Source organism: Streptomyces sp. NPDC059895, assembly GCF_042731035.1.
Classification (GTDB): domain Bacteria; phylum Actinomycetota; class Actinomycetes; order Streptomycetales; family Streptomycetaceae; genus Streptomyces.
On record NZ_JBHWKO010000031.1, the window covers coordinates 49,209 to 67,127 of the forward strand.

The window sequence follows — 17,919 nt, forward strand, 5'->3', positions numbered from 1 at the left end:
CAACGCTTCCGAAAGCACAAAAGGACCCGGGGGCTACGCTGCCCGAGTCCTCTGCCCAGCAGAATAGCCCACATGAGCAACAGCCGGGCAGGTCATGTGGCGCGTTCCGCCGGTCGTCCGCACTCCGAGACGAGCAGACACGCACCATTGCGGACGTTTCTGTACACGGCCGACGGCCTGTCCATCGATTCCGTATACGACCCGGGTGCCGTCGTATACGACGCCTCCACGCCATCCGCCGGTCACCCGGTGTTCGTCGTGGCCCACGGCTTCACCGGCGACGTGGACCGCCCGCACGTGCGCCGGGTCGCCTCCGTGTTCCGCCGCCACGGAGCCGTCGTCACCTTCTCCTTCCGGGGCCACGGCCGCTCCGGCGGACGCTCCACGGTGGGCGACCGCGAGGTCCTCGACCTGGCGGCCGCCGTGGAGTGGGCGCGTTCGCTCGGGCACGCGCGCGTGGTGACCGTCGGCTTCTCCATGGGCGGCTCGGTGGTGTTGCGGCACGCGGCACTGCACACGGGCACGGTCGACGCGGTGGTGTCGGTCAGCGCGCCCGCCCGCTGGTACTACCGGGGCACGGCCCCCATGCGCCGCCTGCACTGGATGGTCACCCGCCCCGAGGGCCGCCTGGTCGGCCGCTACGGCTTCCGCACCCGCATCCACCACCGGGACTGGGACCCCGTACCGCTGTCCCCGACGGAGGCCGTCCCGCGGATCGCGCCCACACCGCTGCTGATCGTCCACGGCGACCGGGACGGCTACTTCCCCGTCGACCACCCCCGGATGCTGGCCGAGGCCGCCGGTGACCACGGGGAACTCTGGCTGGAGCCCGGCATGGGCCACGCCGAGCACGCCGCCGGCGACGGCCTGCTGGCCCGCATCGGGGACTGGGCGGTCTCCCGGGCGGGCTAGCCTGACCCTGTTGACCGTCGATGGACTGACTGAGGAACGAGATGGCAAAGGGCACGGTGCGCTACTGGGCGGCCGCCAAGGCCGCGGCGGGAGTCGCCGAGGAGCCGTACGACGCGGCCACGCTCGCCGAGGCGCTCGAGGCCGCCCGCGGGCGGCACCCCGGTGAACTCGTGCGTGTCCTGCTGCGATGCTCGTTCCTCGTCGACGGCGACCCCGTGGGCACCCGCGCACATGAGACGGTACGGCTGGCCGACGGCGGCACGGTCGAGGTGCTCCCGCCGTTCGCAGGAGGGTGACGATGACCGACCAGCCGTACGGGCAGGGGTACGAGGGCTACGACCCCTACCAGCCGCAGCCACAGCACCAGCAGCCGACGCAGCAGCCGCAGTCGCACCAGCCGCACCAGCCGCACCAGCCGCACCAGCCGCAGCAGTCGCAGCAGCCGCAGGCGTGGCCCGGGCAGCACCGGTCCGAGTACGAGGACCCGCAGGACCGGCTCCAGCACACCCAGCAGTGGCAGGGCCAGACCTGGGAGACCGGCCTCCAGCCGCCGGTCGCCGCCGTGGACGCGGCCGAGACGGCCTACCTGCCGCCGCAGACCGGCGAGGCCCCGTCGTACGGCGGCCCGCAGAGCCCGCCCCCGGCCGGTCCGGCCGCGGCGCAGGCGCCGCCCCAGGCCTGGCAGCAGACGCCGTACGGACAGCAGGCACCGCCTCACGGACAGCAGCAGCCGTATGGACGGCAGCAGGCGCCGGACGGACGTCAGCAGCACTCGTACGGCGGGGCACAGGCGTCGTACGGCGGGCGACAGGACTCGTACGGCGGGGCACAGGCGTCGTACGGCGGGCGGCAGGACTCGTACGGCGGGGCACAGGCGTCGTACGGCGGGCGGCAGGACTCGTACGGCGGGCAGCAGACGTCGGACGGACGGCAGCAGGCGTCGTATGCCTCCGCGCCCGGCACCTATGCCTCCGCGTCCGCCACCCCCGTCCCCTCCGCCACCCCCGTCCCCTCCGCGGCCCCCGTCCCCTCCACGGCCCCTGCCGCCTCCGCGGCCCCCGTCCCCTCCGCGGCCCCTGCCGCCTCCGCGGCCCCCGTCCCCTCCGCGGCCCCTGCCGCCTCCGCGGCCCCCGCCGCCACCCCCGAACCCCGAACGGACCAGGAGGACGAGCGTGCCGACCTCTCCTCCTACGGTCCCGCCACCCTCGCCGGCAACGCCCGCATCACCGACGCCCAGCGGGCCCGTCTGGAGGGCCGCTCGCCGATCATCGAGCCCGGTATGCAGCCGGCCGCGCTCACCGCGCTCCTCGGCCTGCTGCTGTCCGGTACCGCGGCCGTCGGCACGTACGCGCTGCTCGTCCCGCTGGTCGCCCTCCAGGCCGTGACGGCGGCGGGCTGGTTCCGGCTGAACGGCATGTGGCCGGCCCGGCAGGGCATCGCCCTGGCCTTCCTGGGCGCGCTGGTCGCCGACGCGGCGCTCCTCGTCGCGGGCCGCGCCCACGCGCCCGCCGCCATCCTCGGCACCCTCGGCGTCTGGGTCCTGCTCTGCCTGATCCTCCAGCTCCGCTCGCACGCGGACCCCGACGAGCGGATGTACGGCCTGATGGCGACGGTCGCCTCGGCCGCGCTCGCCATCATGGCCACCGGCCACCTGGGGGCCGACCCGGACGCGGTGACGGTCGGCGCCGCCGCGGTCGCGGTCGCCGTCCTGGCGCGCGCGCTGCCCCTGCCGACCCCGGCGTCGGTGGTCGTCTCGCTGCTCGCCGCCGCGGGCGCGGGCATCGCCGTGGGAGGGATGACGGATATGGGCGCGAAGGGCGCGTTCCTCGGCGCGGGAGCGGCGGTGTGCGCCCTGATCGGCCACCGCGTCGCCGGTTACGACTACCCGTCGCGCTTCGTCCACTTCACGGCGGGTGTAGCCCTGCCGCTGGCGGCCGCGGCACCGGCCGTCTACGTCCTCGGCCGGGTCCTGGGCTGAGCGGTCGGCGGCGGCGGGCCGGGACGTCCTGACCCGCCGCCGACCCGCCGCCGATCCGCCGCCGATCCGCCGCCGACCCGCCGGGCCGTCTGTCACAGCTGATCGACAATCCGGCGGCGCCCCTTCCGCGCGGGGTTACCGTGACTCGTCCATGAACCGACTGTCAGACCATCCGGGTGGGGGAACGACCGCAATGCGCGCGCTTCGAATACTGCTGGTCCTCGTGGTGGTCCTCGGCGGCCTCTTCGTGCTCGCCGACCGTCTCGCCGTGAACTTCGCGGAGGGCGAGGTCGCGGACAGGCTGAAGACGAGCGAGAACCTCGCGGCCACCCCGGACGTGTCCATCAACGGCTTCCCCTTTCTCACCCAGGTCGTCGGCGGCGAGCTGGACGACGTGGAGGTCGGCATCCCGACCTACGAGGCGGCGGGCACCGAGGGCGGCACGATCCGCATCGACGACCTCGAGGCGCACATGAAGGGCGTCGAGTTCTCCGGCGACTACAGCTCCGCCACCGCGGCCACCGCCACCGGTACGGCCTCCCTCACCTACGCCGAGCTGCTGAAGGCCGCGAAGCCCGAGGCGACGCAGGTCTTCCCCGGGGTGACGGCCCAGGTCGTCGGCCTCTCCGACGGCGGCAACGGCAAGATCGAGGTCGATGTCGAGGTCACCGCGCTGGGTGTGAAGAAGAACTATCCCCTCCTCAGCTCGGTCGCCGTCGAGGGCGACACCGTCCGCGTCCACGCCGACTCGCTGCCCAGCTTCGGGGGTGTGCAGACCGCCGAGAACGAGGTCCGTTCCATCACCGACTTCGAGCAGAAGATCGACGACCTGCCCGGCGGCATCCAGCTCGACACGGTCGAGGCGGGAGCGAACGGCGTGCAGATCTCGGTGAAGGGTTCCGACGTCCGGCTGGCCGGGTAGGACTGGCCTTCGGTCCCCCCGCCGGGCGACCTTCGTCCGAAGGGCGAGACGCCTGCGTCCGTACCGCAGATGTGACGGTGGGCGCGCCCCTTCGGCGTGCCCGCGGCGACCTCCCGGATCGCCCTCACCTTCCGCCATTCGGACGATCGCGTCTCAACACGTGATACACCGGTGACATGCCCGCCTGTCCGTCCCTACGATCGACCGCATGATGCAGCGACAGGCGGATCTCACGAAGCGGCGGGCAGTAGACCTGTGCCGCGTCGCCGCCATGCTCTGTCGCCCTGCCTCCTGAGCGGAAGCGCCGCCGGCCTTCCGCGCCTCCCGGCGCCCTCGCTCGAGGGCATCCGTGCGCCGGCCGACGGTGAAGCCCGGTCGCGCACCCTCTTTCTTGCACACCCCCGCCGCAACTGCCCCGGAGGAGAACGAGCATGAGCCGCAGCGACGTCCTGGTCGACGCCGACTGGCTGCAGGACCACCTGGACGACGAGAACATCGCCGTCGTAGAGGTGGACGAGGACACGTCCGCGTACGACAAGAACCACATCAAGAACGCGATCCGGATCGACTGGACGCAGGACCTCCAGGACCCGGTCCGCCGCGACTTCATCGACCAGGAGGGCTTCGAGAAGCTCCTGTCGGCGAAGGGCATCGCCAACGACACCCTGGTGGTCCTCTACGGCGGCAACAACAACTGGTTCGCGTCCTACGCCTACTGGTACTTCAAGCTGTACGGCCACGAGAACGTCAAGCTCCTCGACGGCGGCCGCAAGAAGTGGGAGCTGGACGCCCGCGAGCTGGTCGACGGCACCGAGGTGCCCGAGCGCCCGGCCACCGAGTACAAGGCCAAGCCGCAGGACACGTCGATCCGTGCCTTCCGTGACGACGTCGTCGCCGCGATCGGCGCGCAGAACCTGGTCGACGTCCGTTCGCCCGACGAGTTCTCCGGCAAGCTGCTCGCCCCGGCCCACCTGCCGCAGGAGCAGTCGCAGCGCCCGGGCCACGTCCCGAGCGCCCGCAACATCCCGTGGTCGAAGAACGCCAACGACGACGGCACCTTCAAGTCGGACGACGAGCTCAAGGAGCTCTACGCCGAGGAGCAGGTCGACCTGGCCAAGGACACCATCGCCTACTGCCGCATCGGCGAGCGCTCGGCCCTGACCTGGTTCGTGCTGCACGAGCTGCTGGGCGTGGAGAACGTCAAGAACTACGACGGCTCCTGGACCGAGTACGGCTCCCTCGTCGGCGTGCCGATCGAGCTCGGCGCCAACAAGTAACCCCATCCGACCGACCTTCTGGTCAGACCCCTTCTGGAGAACACCATGTGCGGAGCGAAGGCCGGCGGCCCGGACGCCTCGACGATCAAGCCCGGTGAGACCACCATCCAGGGTCAGGTGACCCGCGACGGCGAGCCGGTGACGGGGTACGTCCGTCTGCTGGACTCGACGGGCGAGTTCACCGCGGAGGTCCCGACCTCCGCCACGGGCCAGTTCCGCTTCTACGCGGCCGAGGGCACCTGGACCGTCCGTGCGCTCGTTCCCGGCGGCACCGCCGACCGCACGGTCGTCGCCCAGAAGGGCGGCCTCGCGGAGGTCGCGATCGCGGTCTGAACGGACCGTTGAACGACCGAAGGGCCGCACCCCGCGGGTTGGACGCCAGGGGTGCGGCCCTTCGGGCTGTCCGGGCCGCCGGCGCGGACCTACCCTGGACGCATGTACGCACGGCGACGCCACACGTACTTCGCCATGATGGGCGTCTGCATCGGGCTCTTCGTCCTGGCCTGGGGCGTCGTACGCCTGTGGTCGGTCCCCGTGGCCGTCGGGATGTGCGTGGTCGCGATGGTCATCCCGCCGGTCGCCGCGATGGCCGCCAACCGCCGGGGCCCTGACGACCGCTGGTGGGACGACCCGTCCGGGGACCCCACGTCGGACGAGTGGTGGGACGAACTGGACGGTAGGAAACGCCGTCAGTAGACCAGTGCCTGGGTGTCCTCGGCGAGCGACTCCTGCACGAACACCTGCGCGCCCGCGATCCGCACGCCGTCCAACACGTCCTTCTCCGTGATGTCCCGCCGGGCCGCGCACTGCGTGCACAGCGTGAGCCGGCCGCCCGCCATGATCGAGTCGATCAGGTCGGGCAGCGGTGCGGCGTGCGGCAGCTCGAACTCGGCGGCACGCCCCGGCAGCGCGAACCAGGCGGACTCCCCGGTCAGCCACAGGGACACCTCGACCCCGCTGGCCACGGCCACCGCCGCCACCGTGAACGCCTGCGAGCACCGCTCGGGGGCATCGGCCCCCGCCGTCACCTTGATCACCAGCTTCTTCGCCATGCCTGAATCGTAATCAAGATCCCCACAACTGCTTGTGCTGTCCATGAGTCTCCTGTGAAGCGCGATACGGAAGGCGCGCTTCATGTCCTGAGGGGGACGGTGTGGGATTACGCGAGGCGGGCGCCGACGGGCTGCCCGAGGAGAAACCCGAGGAGATACCCGGCGGGGCGCCGCCGGAGGCGCCCGTAGAGGCCGGCGGGGACGAGGGCGCGGAGGAAGCCGTCGGGGGACGGCGGCCCGTGCGACGTGGGCGGCGTACCGGCGCGCTGATCGCCGGCGCCGCCGTGCTGGGCCTGGTGGCCGGCACCTGCACCGGCTACCTGGTGCAGGCCGACCGGGAGCCGACGAAGCTGCCGTCGCTCTCGCAGCCGGCGATCGCCCAGGCGAAGGGCCCGGCCCCCGAGCCGCTGTCGGCGGCGCGGGACCGCCGGGTGAAGACCGACGGGGACCTGCGCGAGCTGCTGCTGTCGAAGCCGAAGGGCGCCGAGGACGCCGACTGGCTGGAGGGCGGTGACGGCTGGATCGATCTGGCCGGCTACGCCGACCTGTACGAGGAACCGGACCAGGCGTTCGGCGATCTCCTCGGCAACGAGTTCCGGCGCGCCGCCACCACCGGCTGGAAGGTGAGCTCCACGTACACCGTGGAGATACGGCTGGTGCAGTTCCGGCAGGAGGAGACGCTGGCGGCCGCCGAGCACTGCGACAACCAGCAGTACTGGGCGGAGAAGGACTCCACCGACAGCTGGCCCGTCCCGGGCACCGGCACCGGCATGGCGTACGTCCGCCGTGAGGCCGCGACGCTGTACAGCGCAAGGGCACTGGCCTGGCGCGGCGACATCGCCATGGAGATCTGGGTCCACTGGACCAAGCCGATCTCCCAGCAGAAGATCATGGACTTGGCCGAGCGGCAGATGGAGCGGCTGTGAGCGAGAAGGAGAACGCGCCTAGCGACCCGAGCGACCCGAGCGACCCGAGCGCGCCCGTCGCCGAGTCGGCCGACCCGGCCGACCCGGCCGGGCCGCCGGAGCCGCCGGAGCCGGTGGAGGCCGTGGAGGTCGTGGAGGTCGTGGAGGCCGTGGAGCCGTCCGGTCCGCAGTCGCCCGAGCTGACCGAGTTGATCGAGCCGACGGAGCCGACGGAGCTGACCGAGTCGCCCGAGTCGCCCGAGTCGCCCGAGTCCACCGAGTCGGCCGACTCGTCCGCCGGGATCGTGGCGGAGCCCGTGCGCCGGGGCTGGAGCCGGGGCCGGATCGCCGCGGCCGGCGGTGCCCTGGTGCTGGCCGGCGCCCTGGTCGCCGGGACCGGCTACACGGTCGTCACCGTGCGGGACGCCGACCGGGACGCCGGGGCGCCGGTCTGGGAGTTCCCGACGCAGGCGCCGTCCTCGAAGGAGCCGAAGGAGGCCGAGGGCGACCGTACGGGTCTGGCGGCGATGCTCGTGCCGTACGGCACCGACGGTCTCACCCGGGGGCCGGACATCGGCGAGTTCGGCTCCGACGCGCAACTCGACGGGGACCGGGCCGTGGCCCTGCGCAAGGAGTCGCTGAAGGACCTGCCGCGTTCCCAGCGCAAGAGCCTGGAGAAGGAGATCGACAAGCAGCGCATCGAGGGAATCGCGATGCGCAGCTACCTCAGCGAGGAGGCCATGGCCGGGAGTGACAACGAGGGCGTCTACACCGTGAGCATCCAGTTGTCCCGGATGGGCAACAAGGCGGCGGTGCGGGACATCGCGACCTCCTACAGCGATTTCCTCGCCGCCATGGACATCTTCCGCAAGGGCCCGGCGATCGAGGGCCACAAGAACGCGAAGTGCTTCCTTCCGCCCCGCGACGACGACTTCGGCCTCGAGGGGATGTACTGCTCCGCGTACGTCGGCGAGGTCCTGGTCACCCTCATCGCGGAGGCCGCGAAGCCACTCGACACCGAGGGAGTCGCGATGCTGCTGCGCGAGCAGCTCGACCGCATCGCCGAGCCGGGGAAGGCGGTATGACCGACCAGCACACGGCCACGGGCCTGACCGAGCCGACGCCGACACCACGGCCCGCCGACGCGGCCGTCACGACGACGGAACCCGCGCAGACCGCACGGCCCGCCGATCCCGCGACCGCGACGACGCAGCCGGCGGCGGCCCCCGAACCGCCGCGGACCGCCCCGCCGATGCCCGGAACACCGCCGCACGCCACCGAGGCCACCGTGCCAACCGAGGCCGCCACGGCCGCCACGGCCGCCGAGGGGGACGATGGTGGCGACGGCGGTGGCGGCGCCCGCCGGGACCGCCGTGCCCGGCCCCTCGTCCGGGGCATCCTGCGCTGGACCGCCGCCGTGGCCGTCTTCGCCGCGGTCGGCGCGTCGACGGCGTACGGCATCACGCGGATGGAGCGGACGGACGTACCGGGTCTGCGGACGGAGTCGGACGGCCGGTGGGCCTACCCGGAGCTCACCAGGCCGCCGCTGCCCTCCGGCAGCCCCGCGCCGTTCGACGCCGCGAACACCACCAACGCCCACCACGCCGACCTGCGCGCCCTCGTCCTGCCCGCCCCCGAGGGCGCGACGGAGGACAAGGCGCTGCGCGGCTCCGACGGCTGGCTGCCGACGGAGGACTTCCTGGAGGAGTTCGGGAGCGAGGACCGGGAGCGGATCGGGGAGACCCTCGCCGACGCCGGCCTGCGGCACATCGCGGCCCGCGGCTGGACCACCCCGGACGGCGCCGGCACCCGTGTCTACCTGCTCAGGTTCGACTCGGTGTCCGTCACCGAGGAGATGCTCTCCAACGCCTTCACCAACTACACCACCCCGGTGTACCCGCCGCGCGGCGGCGAGCTGTACGAGCGGGACGATTCCTTTCCCGACGTCTCCCTGAACGAGCACCTCCTGCTGTCGCCCTACGTCGAGGCCAAGCCGTACGGCGCCGAGCAGGTCCGCCTGGCGTACGTGGGCGCCGGTGACGTCATGGCGGTGATCGTCCAGTCCCGGAAGGGCACCATGCCCGTCGTCCCCTTCCACCAGACGGTCGTCCTCCAGGGCCAGCTGCTCGCCTGACCCGGTGAGGGCACACCTCACGGACAGGGCCGGGCCCCGGCCGCGTAAGCTGGGGCCCGGCCCTGTTGTACGCACACCTGAAGCACGCTCATCCGAGGAGCACCCCGTGGAGATCTTCTTCGAAGCCCTGCTGGTCCTGGTCTGCGTCGGCGTCCTCGCCTTCGTCGGGCTGACCGTGAAGAAGCTGTACCAGGGCCAGCGCTGACCGACCACGTCCAGGAACTGCCACCCATGATCGAGATTCCGTCCGACCTCCACAAGGACCTCGTCCCGCTCGCCTTCCTGCTCGGCAGCTGGGCGGGTGCGGGCGTGCACGACTTCCCCGGCTCCGAGAAGTGCAACTTCGGGCAGGAGGTCACCTTCGGCCACGACGGCCGTGACTTCCTGGAGTACCACTCCCACACGTGGGTCCTCGACAACGACGGGAACAAGGTCCGGCCGCTGGAGTCCGAGTCCGGCTTCTGGCGGATCGACGGCGCCCGCAAGGTCGAGGTCACGATGACCCGCGACGACGGCGTCATCGAGATCTGGTACGGCGAGCTCGCCGACAAGAAGCCCCAGATCGACCTGGTCACGGACGCGGTGGCGCGGACGGCGGCCTCCCGCCCGTACTCCGGCGGCAAGCGCCTGTACGGCTACGTCAAGAGCGACCTCATGTGGGTCGGCGAGAAGCAGACCCCCGACGTCGAGCTGCGCCCCTACATGTCCGCCCACCTGAAGAAGGTCGTCACCCCGGAGGACGTCGAGCGCTGGGCCAAGGCCCTGCCCGACGACATGCCCGACGACGGCATCGCCTTCTTCAAGTAGTCCTCGAATCCGCAAGTGGTCCTAGACTCTCCTGTGTGGCGAGCACCCAAGGCACCGACTGGAAAAGCGATCTGCGGCGGCGCGGCTACCGGCTGACCCCGCAGCGGCAACTCGTGCTCGAAGCCGTGGACACCCTGGAGCACGCGACCCCCGACGACATCCTCGTGGAAGTGAGGAAGACCGCGTCGGGGGTCAACATTTCCACCGTCTACCGGACCCTGGAGCTCCTGGAGGAGCTCGAGCTGGTCAGCCACGCCCACCTCGGCCACGGCGCGCCCACCTACCACCTCGCCGACCGGCACCACCACATCCACCTGGTCTGCCGCGACTGCGGGGACGTCATCGAGGCGGACATCCAGATCGCCGCCGACTTCACGGCCAAGCTGCGCGCGACGTTCGGTTTCGAGACCGACATGAAGCACTTCGCGATCTTCGGCCGGTGCAAGGACTGCTCGCTCAAGGGCTCGACCAGCGAAAGTTCAATTATCGAGTCGTAGGCTTGTCTTCATGAAGAGCCCCTTGCTGTCCCTGCCCGGCGCCGTTCCCGCCGAGGGCGTGGACGAAGGCGTCGCCGCCCACTACGGCGACCTGTTCCGCGAGCAGCGCGCCCTCGCCGACGGCACCGGATTCGTCGACCTCTCGCACCGGGGAGTCGTCACCGTCTCCGGTGCGGACCGGCTCAGCTGGCTGCACCTCCTGCTCACCCAGTACGTCACCGACCTGCCCGCGGGCCAGGCCACCGAGGCGCTGATCCTCTCGGCGAACGGCCACATCGAACACGCCCTCTACCTCGTCGACGACGGTGCGACGGTCTGGGCCCACGTCGAACCCGGCACCCAGGACGCCCTGATCGCGTACCTGGAGTCGATGAAGTTCTTCTACCGGGTCGAGGTCGCCGACCGGACCGACGCGTTCGCGGTGGTGCACCTGCCGGCCGGTTCGATCGCCGAGGTGCCCGAGGGCGTCGTCGTCCGCGAGACGCCGTACGGCCGCGACCTCTTCCTCCCGCGCGCCGACCTGGAGTCGTACGCCGGGAAGGCGGGCCCCGCGGCCGGGATCCTCGCCCACGAGGCGCTGCGCGTCGAGCGGCACCGCCCGCGGCTCGGCTTCGAGACCGACCACCGCACCATCCCGCACGAGCTGGGCTGGATCGGCACCGCGGTCCACCTCCAGAAGGGCTGCTACCGCGGGCAGGAGACCGTCGCCCGCGTCCAGAACCTGGGCAAGCCCCCGCGCCGCCTGGTCTTCCTGCACCTGGACGGCAGCGAGGTGCACCTCCCGCCCGCCGGCACCGAGCTGCGCCTGGCGGCTGGGGGTACCTCCCGCTCGAGCGAAGTCGAGAGTGGGGGAGGGCCCGAAGGCCGCAAGATCGGCTTCATCACCACGTCCGCGCGCCACCACGAACTCGGCCCCGTAGCCCTGGCCCTGGTCAAGCGGAACGTCCCGGTGGACGCCCCCCTGGTCGCGGACAGCACGGCGGCATCCCAGGAAGTCGTCGTCGAACCCTGAGCGGCCGTCGCCCGCCGGGGCCCGCACGGCGGGCCCCGGCAGGGCGCCGGTGCGGCGGACCGGGTCAGCGCGGAACGGCGATCTTCGCCGCCAGTGTGAAGCCCGAACCGCTGATCGTCACCGCGGTGCCCAGTGCCTCGAGCGTCCCCGGCATCACGAGCAGCACCGTGATGCCGCCCAGCAGCGCCGCGACGGCGATGATCACCGCCGCGATCGCGTTGGACATCGGCAGCCGCGCGACGCCGGCGCCCCCGTCCCTCGTCTCCGGTGGTGAGCCGGATCCCCTTTCTCCGGGCAGGTGGTGTCCCATGCCCCGCTCCCTTCGTCAGCCCAGGTGAGTGGCGCCCGCGGTAGCAGCCGCGTGCACCGTGCCGGAGAGATGCCCAGCGGCCGGGCCGCGCAATACCGCGCCGGGGTACGGGAAAAGGGATACGCCGGGAAGGGGAGGGGCACTCCACCGTCACCCGTAGGGAAAGCACGACTGCCGCCCCGGAGGTCTGTGACCTCCGGGGCGGTCCGGGTCTTCCGGGGCCCGCTGCTACAGGCCCCGGTGATCGGTTGCCGAGGACCTCGGGTCCGACCCACCTGGGCTGACAGGGAAGTCAGGGATCCGACGGCGTTTCCGCCAACATGGCCAAGTTGGCAACCAACTTCGCTTCACTTATCCCCACATGGCGGGGATCCATAAACAACTCGGGGACTACTCCGGGCAACTGGCCCGAAGTTGTGGCGTTCGGGCCCGTGGCGTTCGGGCCCGTGGCGTTCGGGCCCTTGGCGTTCGGGACCCGGCGATCCGGATCACCCGCACCGGATCACCCGCACCGGATCACCCGCACCGGATCACCCGCACCGGATCACACCTCGATCAGCACGGTGAACGGGCCGTCGTTCGTCAGCGACACCCGCATCTGCGCGCCGAAGCGGCCCGTCTCCACCGTCGCGCCCAGCGACCGCAGCCGCGCCACCACCTCGTCGACGAGGGGCTCGGCGACCTCGCCGGGGGCGGCCGCGTTCCAGGTGGGCCGGCGGCCCTTGCGGGCGTCACCGTAGAGAGTGAACTGGCTGATGACCAGCAGGGGCGCGTCGATGTCGCTGCACGACCGCTCGTCGGCCAGCATCCGCAGGGACCACAGCTTGCGGGCGAGCTGGGCCGCCTTCTCCTTGGTGTCCTCGTGGGTGACCCCGACCAGGACGCACAGGCCCTCGCCGGCGATCCCGCCCACCGTCTCGCCGTCCACGACGACGCTCGCGCCGTCCACCCTCTGCACCACTGCACGCATGCGGACCATCATGCCGTGCGCCTCCGCAACCGCCGGCCAGGGGATTCTTTTTGATCCTTTGGCCCGGATCTGGGCCGTTCGGGGGCACTCGGTCACATAGGGGTCACTTGGGGTGGCACGATGCTCCCACACGCCGGTCGAGGGGACGGTAGAGCCACATGAGCACACCAAGCACCGGGCAGCTGGGGACGACCACCCAGCGGCCGCCCGTGCAGCGCACCGACAGTCCGCCCTGCACCCTGCCCGCGGAGCCGCCCGAACACGACATGGCCTGTCTGAGCCTGCCCGAGCTGCGCACCCTGCGCCGGGACGCGCAGCGCGACGAGGCCGACCTCAGCTACGTACGACGGCTGCTCCAGGGCCGTATCGACATCCTGCGCGCCGAGGTGGCCCGCCGGGTACCGGCGGCCGTGCCCGAGCCGGCCGGGGACTCGGTGGTCGCCCGCCTCCCGGAGATCCTCACCGACGCCCCGGCCCGCCACCGTTCCTCCGCCCGCCACGTCACCCTGGGCACCCCGCACAGCGAGAGGTACCGGCGGCTGGCCGCGGACATGCTCGCCGAGGTCGAGCTCTCCGACCTCGCCGCCCGCACCGATCCCGAGCTCCGCGAGGCGATGGCCCGCCTTGTCGGCTACGAGCAGCAGGTCTCCCGCTGCCGGCAGCGCCTCCAGCGGACGGCCGACGGCTGCGGCGCGGAGATCACCCGCCGGTACCGGGAGGGGGAGGCACAGGTGGACGACCTGCTGGTGTGAACCGGGTGAACCGGGTGGACCGGGTGGACCGGGTGGACCGGGTGGACCGGGTGGACCGGGTGGACCGGCCAAGCTGGACACCAGGCCGAGCCGGACACCGGCCAGGCTGGACACCAGGCAGGCGGCAGCGGCAGCGGTGGGCGGTGGGCGGTGTGGTGCGGGGGCGGACGGGGGCGGCCCGAGGCCGGGCCGAAAAGGCCTCGACGGCACCCACCCCACCGCGCCTACGGTGACGTCATGACCCACCGAGCCGACGCCCTCGACATACGTCCCGTCACCGAAGACGAGTTCCCCCACTGGCTCCGCGCCGTGCACACCGGCTTCCTGCGCGAACCGGTGCTCGGGGAGACCGAGCTGAGCAACCGCCGGACCCAGTTCGTTCCCGGCCGCTACCTGGGCGCCTTCGACGCGGGCCGGTGCGTGGCCACCTTCAAGTCCTTCGACCAGCAGGTCACGGCCGTCGGCGGCCGGTCCGTCCCGGCCAACGCCGTCACGGGCGTCACCGTCACCGCCACCCACCGCCGCCGCGGCCTGCTCAGCCGCATGATGGGCCAGGACCTGGCGGCCGCGAAGGAGCGCGGCGCCGTCGTCGCCACCCTGATCTCCGCCGAGTACCCGATCTACGGCCGGTACGGCTTCGGCCCCGCCACCTGGGCGACCGAGTGGACCGTCGACGTACCGCGCACCGGCCTCGACCCCCGCCGCTCCGGGCAGGACGAGGCGGGCGGCCGGATCGACCTCGTCGACGGCGAGGACGTCCGCAAGGCGGGCCCCGACCTGCATGAACGGGTGCGCCGCGCCCAGCCGGGCGCCGTCGACCGCAGCGAGCTGTGGTGGCGGCTCAACACCGGCGCCGTGCGGTTCGAGTCGTCGTGGACCGAGCCCTTCTACGCGCTGTACCGCTCGCCGGACGGCGAGGTCGAGGGCCTGGCCTCGTACACCTCGGACGACCACTGGCCCGACAAGCGCCCGCACCACACGGTGAGCGTGAACTGGCTGCTCGCGGCGGGCCCGGCCGCCGAGCGCGCGCTGTGGCGCTATCTCTGCTCGATCGACTGGGTCACGCAGGTGAAGAGCGGCTGGCGCGCCCCCGACGACCTGCTCCCCTTCCTGCTGCCGGACCCGCGGTCCGCGCGGACGGCCTCGCACGCGGACTGGTTGTGGGTGCGGATCCTGGACGTCGTACGGGCCCTGGAGGCGCGGACGTACGGGGCGGAGGGGACGCTGGTGCTGGAGGTGGCCGACCCGGGCGGTCTGACCGGGGGCCGGTTCCGGCTGGAGGCGTCGCCGCTGGGCGGGTCCTGCACGCCGACGACGGAGAGCGCCGACCTCGCGCTGGACGTGGCCGGGCTGGCGACGCTGTGGCTGGGCGACGAGTCCGCGGTGCGGCTGGCGGCGCTGGGGAGCGTGCGGGAAGAACGAGCGGGCGCCGCCAGGTCGGCCGACGCCCTGCTGCGTACGTCCAGGCGGCCTTGGTGCCCGGACATGTTCTGAGCTCCCTCCTGCCGCCGGGGCGGTGCCGTGCGTGATCCGTAGCTGCTGTCGCCGTTCAAGCGACGTGCTGTGGTGCCGTTGTTCAGTTGTGGCTGTGCGGTCGTGCCCGTTGTTCGGTTGTGGCTGTGCCGATCCTGTCTGTGCGTGTGCGCGCTGAACGGCCGGGCTCCCGGCTCCCCTCCGGAGGGAAGCCCGACCAACCTCGCGAAGTACAGCCATGTTGGATGAGTTGGTCGCCAACTTAACTAAGGTTGTTCCGACTTGGAAGTGTCTTGTAACCATCTACCGGGCAACTGACGAAAGATGGCGCAAAGTTGTAGTGTTCTGCTGTGACGTCGGAAAGTGCCCTGGTCAACGGTCGGCGGAGACCGCGGCCGCCTCAGCGCTCGTACCGCGAGGTGGCGGACGAACTGCGCGCCCGTATCAGGACCGGCGAGCTCAGGGCGGGCCAGCGCATGCCCACGCAGGCCAAGCTGGCCGAGGAGTTCGGCGTGGAGCGCGGCACCGTACGGCAGGCGCTGCGCGTCCTGCACGAGGAGCGGCTGCTGACCAACATGTCGAAGGGCAGCCCGGCGACCATCGCCGCCGCCCCGGACGGCGGGCCCCTCGGCGGATCCTGGGCGCCGCCGCAGCCCACCGCGGTGGCCCTGGCCCCCCGGATCACCGCGGCCTTCGCCGCCCCGCACGTCCGGATCGACGCCGTGTGCCTGACCTCGACCACCCTCAACCTCACGCTCAGCGAGCCCCTGCGCCAGATTCATGCCGGGCAGCTGAGACCGGCCGGTGTCGACGTCCGCGTCCTGCTGCCGTCCCGGGACATCGACCTCGCCTTCCCCGCCCCGGTCGAGGGCCACGGCCCCGGCCAGGACCGTCCCGTCCACCGGCAGTGGCTGGCGACGCGCAACGCGCAGGCGCAGGTCATGCGCCACAACCTGCTGGCACTGCGCTCCACGCACGGCATCGAGGTGAGCGTCGCCTTCCGCGCGCTGCCCTTCACCCCGCCGGTCAAGCTCTACCTCCTCAACGGGTCGGAGACCCTCTTCGCCTACTACACCGTGCGGCGCCGTGAGGTGGGGATCGGCGACGAGCGCGTGGAGATGTACGACGCGGAGGGGGCCCAGTCGATGCTGTTCAGCTTCGAGGCGGCCGCCGGACCGCGCGACCGCGCCTTCGTCGAGCAGTCCCACCTGTGGTTCGACGCGTTGTGGGAGACCATCAGTTCGGACCTGCACCTGGGCGGCTGAAGGGCCGTACCGTGGGCGTGTGACCGAGGAGAGTGCGGCAGTGAACGGCAGCCGGCGGCTCAGCTTCCGGGAGATCGCCGACGTCCTGCGCGAACGCATCCGGGTCGGGCAGCTCAAGGCCGGCGACCGTCTGCCCACCCAGGCCGAACTGGCCGAGGAGTTCGGCGTGGAACGCGGCGCCGTCCGCCAGGCCCTGCGGCTGCTCCAGGACGACGGGCTGCTCAGCGACGTGAGCAAGGGCAGCCCGCCGCGCGTCGCCGCGCCGAGCCCCGACGCGTACGGGCAGGAGCCGATGCCGACCATGGTCGCGCTGGCTCCCCGCCTCGCGGACGCCTTCACCGTGCCGCACGTCCGGATCGACGCGGCCTGCCTCACCGCCGAGAGCCTCATGCTGGCCCTGGGGGAGCCGCTGCGCCACATCCACGAGGGCCGTGTCCGCCCGGAGCGGGTCGACGTCCGCATCCTGCTGCCGTCCCGCGACATCGCCCTCGCCTTCCCGGTCTCGATCGAGGGCCATGGCGGCGAGGACGAGGTGCACCACCGGTGGCTCGCGACGCGCAACGCCCAAGGGCACGTCCTGCGGCACAACCTGCTGGCGCTGCGCCGGGCGTACGGCATCGACGTGCGGGTGACCTTCCGCGCGCTGCCCTTCACCCCGCCGGTGAAGCTGTACCTCCTCAACGGGACCGAGGCGCTGATGGCGTACTACACGGTCATGCGGCGGGAGGAGGCCGTCGACACGGGGACCCTCGACGTGTACGACGTGCTGGGCGCGCAGTCGCTCCTCTTCTCCTTCCGGAAGGCGACGGGCCGACGGGACGCCGCGTTCGTGGAGGATTCCCAGAAATGGTTCGACGCCCTCTGGGAAACCATCACCTCGGACCTGACACTCGGTCAGTGACCGCTGAATCGAACGAGTTCCGGGAACTGGTCGTCGGGGCGAGAGTGGTCCTGTGGGGCTTCGACGGGCCGATCTGCCGGTTGTTCGCCGGGTGTCCGGCGCAGGACGTGGCGCACACACTGGTGCGATGGCTGCGGGAACGGGACCTGGCCGGCCTGCTGACGGAGTCCGAGCGGCAGACCGCGGACCCCCGGACCGTCCTGCGGGCCGTCGACCGCGCGCACCCGGGCGGCGACCTGGTGGCGGAGCTGGAGGAGCAGCTGACCCGCGCGGAGACGCGAGCCTGTCCCTCCGCCATGCCCACGGCGTACGCGGATCCCCTCATCCGCACGTGGACGGCCCTGGGCGTGCGGATGGCGATCACCACGGACAACTCCGCGCGGGCGGTCGCCGCGTACCTGGCCGGCCGTGGCCTGACGTCCTGCTTCGCCTCCCACGTCCACGGCCGCACGGCGGTCCTCGGCCACCTGAAACCGCACCCGCACACCCTGCGTCGCGCGCTCGCCGCCCTGGGCGCGCCACCCCGCGACGCGCTGGCGATCGGCGACTCGCCCGCGGACGCCATGGCCGCGACGGAGGCCGGGGTCCCCTTCCTGGGATACGCGCGGGGCGAGGCGAAGGCCGCGCGGCTGAGGGACGCGGGGGTCACCCGTGTCGTGACGTCGCTGGAACACGTGCTCACCGAGCTGCGGCGGACCGACCCGGGGCGCACCCGCGTCGGCTGATCGCCCCGGCTGCCTCGGCTGCCCCGG

At 72.2% G+C, this 17,919-nt stretch carries 22 protein-coding genes; 19 read left to right on the forward strand and 3 right to left on the reverse strand.

All coding sequences use genetic code 11. From position 1 onward, the window contains the following. The first annotated feature begins 72 nt into the window (after window positions 1-72). From ACFV9M_RS28875 to ACFV9M_RS28910, 8 genes are all read left to right on the forward strand, one after another. Window positions 73-912 (forward strand): alpha/beta hydrolase, encoded by an 840-nt coding sequence (locus ACFV9M_RS28875; RefSeq protein ID WP_385070314.1) that lies wholly within the window; start codon window positions 73-75, stop codon window positions 910-912. Window positions 913-953: 41 nt separating this feature from the next. Beyond that, window positions 954-1,208 carry a MoaD/ThiS family protein gene (locus ACFV9M_RS28880; RefSeq protein ID WP_385070311.1) on the forward strand — a complete coding sequence of 85 codons (255 nt, stop codon included), beginning with the start codon at window positions 954-956 and terminating at the stop codon, window positions 1,206-1,208. Window positions 1,209-1,498: 290 nt separating this feature from the next. Further along, window positions 1,499-2,890, forward strand: coding sequence for a hypothetical protein (locus ACFV9M_RS28885; RefSeq protein WP_385070379.1), 1,392 nt, complete (start codon window positions 1,499-1,501; stop codon window positions 2,888-2,890). A gap of 193 nt (window positions 2,891-3,083) precedes the next feature. Continuing rightward, complete coding sequence (locus tag ACFV9M_RS28890) at window positions 3,084-3,812, forward strand: DUF2993 domain-containing protein (protein WP_385070308.1); 729 nt, start codon at window positions 3,084-3,086, stop codon at window positions 3,810-3,812. Between the two features lie 211 nt (window positions 3,813-4,023). Beyond that, complete coding sequence (locus tag ACFV9M_RS28895) at window positions 4,024-4,107, forward strand: Ms5788A family Cys-rich leader peptide (RefSeq protein WP_385102562.1); 84 nt, start codon at window positions 4,024-4,026, stop codon at window positions 4,105-4,107. A 136-nt stretch (window positions 4,108-4,243) separates the two neighbouring features. Then, complete coding sequence (locus ACFV9M_RS28900; protein WP_385070305.1) at window positions 4,244-5,089, forward strand: sulfurtransferase; 846 nt, start codon at window positions 4,244-4,246, stop codon at window positions 5,087-5,089. Between the two features lie 45 nt (window positions 5,090-5,134). Then, window positions 5,135-5,422, forward strand: a complete 288-nt coding sequence (locus ACFV9M_RS28905; RefSeq protein WP_009189358.1) for a DUF1416 domain-containing protein — start codon at window positions 5,135-5,137, stop codon at window positions 5,420-5,422. Between the two features lie 102 nt (window positions 5,423-5,524). After that, window positions 5,525-5,785, forward strand: coding sequence for a DUF3099 domain-containing protein (locus tag ACFV9M_RS28910; protein ID WP_385070303.1), 261 nt, complete (start codon window positions 5,525-5,527; stop codon window positions 5,783-5,785). Here ACFV9M_RS28910 and ACFV9M_RS28915 read toward each other — a convergent pair. Next, window positions 5,779-6,141 carry a DsrE family protein gene (locus ACFV9M_RS28915; RefSeq protein ID WP_385070300.1) on the reverse strand — a complete coding sequence of 121 codons (363 nt, stop codon included), beginning with the start codon at window positions 6,139-6,141 and terminating at the stop codon, window positions 5,779-5,781. The two genes, ACFV9M_RS28910 and ACFV9M_RS28915, sit on opposite strands and share 7 nt — an antisense overlap. Before the next feature lie 101 nt (window positions 6,142-6,242). Between ACFV9M_RS28915 and ACFV9M_RS28920 the strand changes: the two genes are divergently transcribed. From ACFV9M_RS28920 to ACFV9M_RS28945, 6 genes are all read left to right on the forward strand, one after another. Then, window positions 6,243-7,067 carry a hypothetical protein gene (locus ACFV9M_RS28920; protein WP_385070297.1) on the forward strand — a complete coding sequence of 275 codons (825 nt, stop codon included), beginning with the start codon at window positions 6,243-6,245 and terminating at the stop codon, window positions 7,065-7,067. Next, a complete protein-coding gene (locus tag ACFV9M_RS28925; protein ID WP_385070295.1) occupies window positions 7,064-8,131 on the forward strand; it encodes a hypothetical protein in 1,068 nt (355 codons plus the stop codon). Before ACFV9M_RS28920 ends, ACFV9M_RS28925 begins: the two co-directional genes overlap by 4 nt. Next, the gene (locus ACFV9M_RS28930) at window positions 8,128-9,180 is read left to right on the forward strand and encodes a hypothetical protein (RefSeq protein ID WP_385070293.1); all 1,053 of its coding nucleotides are present in this window, start codon (window positions 8,128-8,130) and stop codon (window positions 9,178-9,180) included. The genes ACFV9M_RS28925 and ACFV9M_RS28930 overlap by 4 nt, the downstream gene beginning before the upstream one ends. A 231-nt stretch (window positions 9,181-9,411) precedes the next feature. Next, complete coding sequence (locus ACFV9M_RS28935) at window positions 9,412-9,987, forward strand: FABP family protein (protein ID WP_385070291.1); 576 nt, start codon at window positions 9,412-9,414, stop codon at window positions 9,985-9,987. 35 nt (window positions 9,988-10,022) lie between these two features. After that, window positions 10,023-10,484 carry a Fur family transcriptional regulator gene (locus ACFV9M_RS28940; RefSeq protein ID WP_385070289.1) on the forward strand — a complete coding sequence of 154 codons (462 nt, stop codon included), beginning with the start codon at window positions 10,023-10,025 and terminating at the stop codon, window positions 10,482-10,484. Window positions 10,485-10,494: 10 nt separating this feature from the next. Further along, a complete protein-coding gene (locus tag ACFV9M_RS28945; protein WP_385070286.1) occupies window positions 10,495-11,496 on the forward strand; it encodes a YgfZ/GcvT domain-containing protein in 1,002 nt (333 codons plus the stop codon). A 64-nt stretch (window positions 11,497-11,560) separates the two neighbouring features. Here the strand turns inward: ACFV9M_RS28945 and ACFV9M_RS28950 are convergent, their stop codons facing one another. Both ACFV9M_RS28950 and dtd read right to left on the reverse strand, forming a co-directional pair. After that, window positions 11,561-11,806, reverse strand: a complete 246-nt coding sequence (locus tag ACFV9M_RS28950; RefSeq protein ID WP_385070283.1) for a hypothetical protein — start codon at window positions 11,804-11,806, stop codon at window positions 11,561-11,563. A gap of 544 nt (window positions 11,807-12,350) precedes the next feature. Continuing rightward, a complete protein-coding gene (dtd, locus tag ACFV9M_RS28955; protein ID WP_385070280.1) occupies window positions 12,351-12,776 on the reverse strand; it encodes a D-aminoacyl-tRNA deacylase in 426 nt (141 codons plus the stop codon). Window positions 12,777-12,934: 158 nt separating this feature from the next. On the opposite strand from dtd, the gene ACFV9M_RS28960 reads away from it, so the two are divergent. The 5 genes from ACFV9M_RS28960 to ACFV9M_RS28980 all read left to right on the forward strand — a co-directional run bounded on the left by ACFV9M_RS28960 (window position 12,935) and on the right by ACFV9M_RS28980 (window position 17,892). After that, window positions 12,935-13,528 carry an aerial mycelium formation protein gene (locus ACFV9M_RS28960; protein ID WP_385070278.1) on the forward strand — a complete coding sequence of 198 codons (594 nt, stop codon included), beginning with the start codon at window positions 12,935-12,937 and terminating at the stop codon, window positions 13,526-13,528. A gap of 237 nt (window positions 13,529-13,765) precedes the next feature. After that, window positions 13,766-15,022, forward strand: coding sequence for a GNAT family N-acetyltransferase (locus ACFV9M_RS28965; RefSeq protein WP_385070275.1), 1,257 nt, complete (start codon window positions 13,766-13,768; stop codon window positions 15,020-15,022). A 329-nt stretch (window positions 15,023-15,351) separates the two neighbouring features. Then, the gene (locus ACFV9M_RS28970) at window positions 15,352-16,266 is read left to right on the forward strand and encodes a winged helix-turn-helix domain-containing protein (RefSeq protein WP_385070273.1); all 915 of its coding nucleotides are present in this window, start codon (window positions 15,352-15,354) and stop codon (window positions 16,264-16,266) included. A 19-nt stretch (window positions 16,267-16,285) separates the two neighbouring features. Continuing rightward, entirely contained in the window at window positions 16,286-17,167 is an 882-nt protein-coding gene (locus ACFV9M_RS28975) for a GntR family transcriptional regulator (protein ID WP_385070270.1), read from the forward strand. After that, a complete protein-coding gene (locus ACFV9M_RS28980) occupies window positions 17,113-17,892 on the forward strand; it encodes an HAD family hydrolase (protein WP_385070267.1) in 780 nt (259 codons plus the stop codon). Before ACFV9M_RS28975 ends, ACFV9M_RS28980 begins: the two co-directional genes overlap by 55 nt. The last annotated feature ends 27 nt before the right edge of the window (window positions 17,893-17,919 follow it).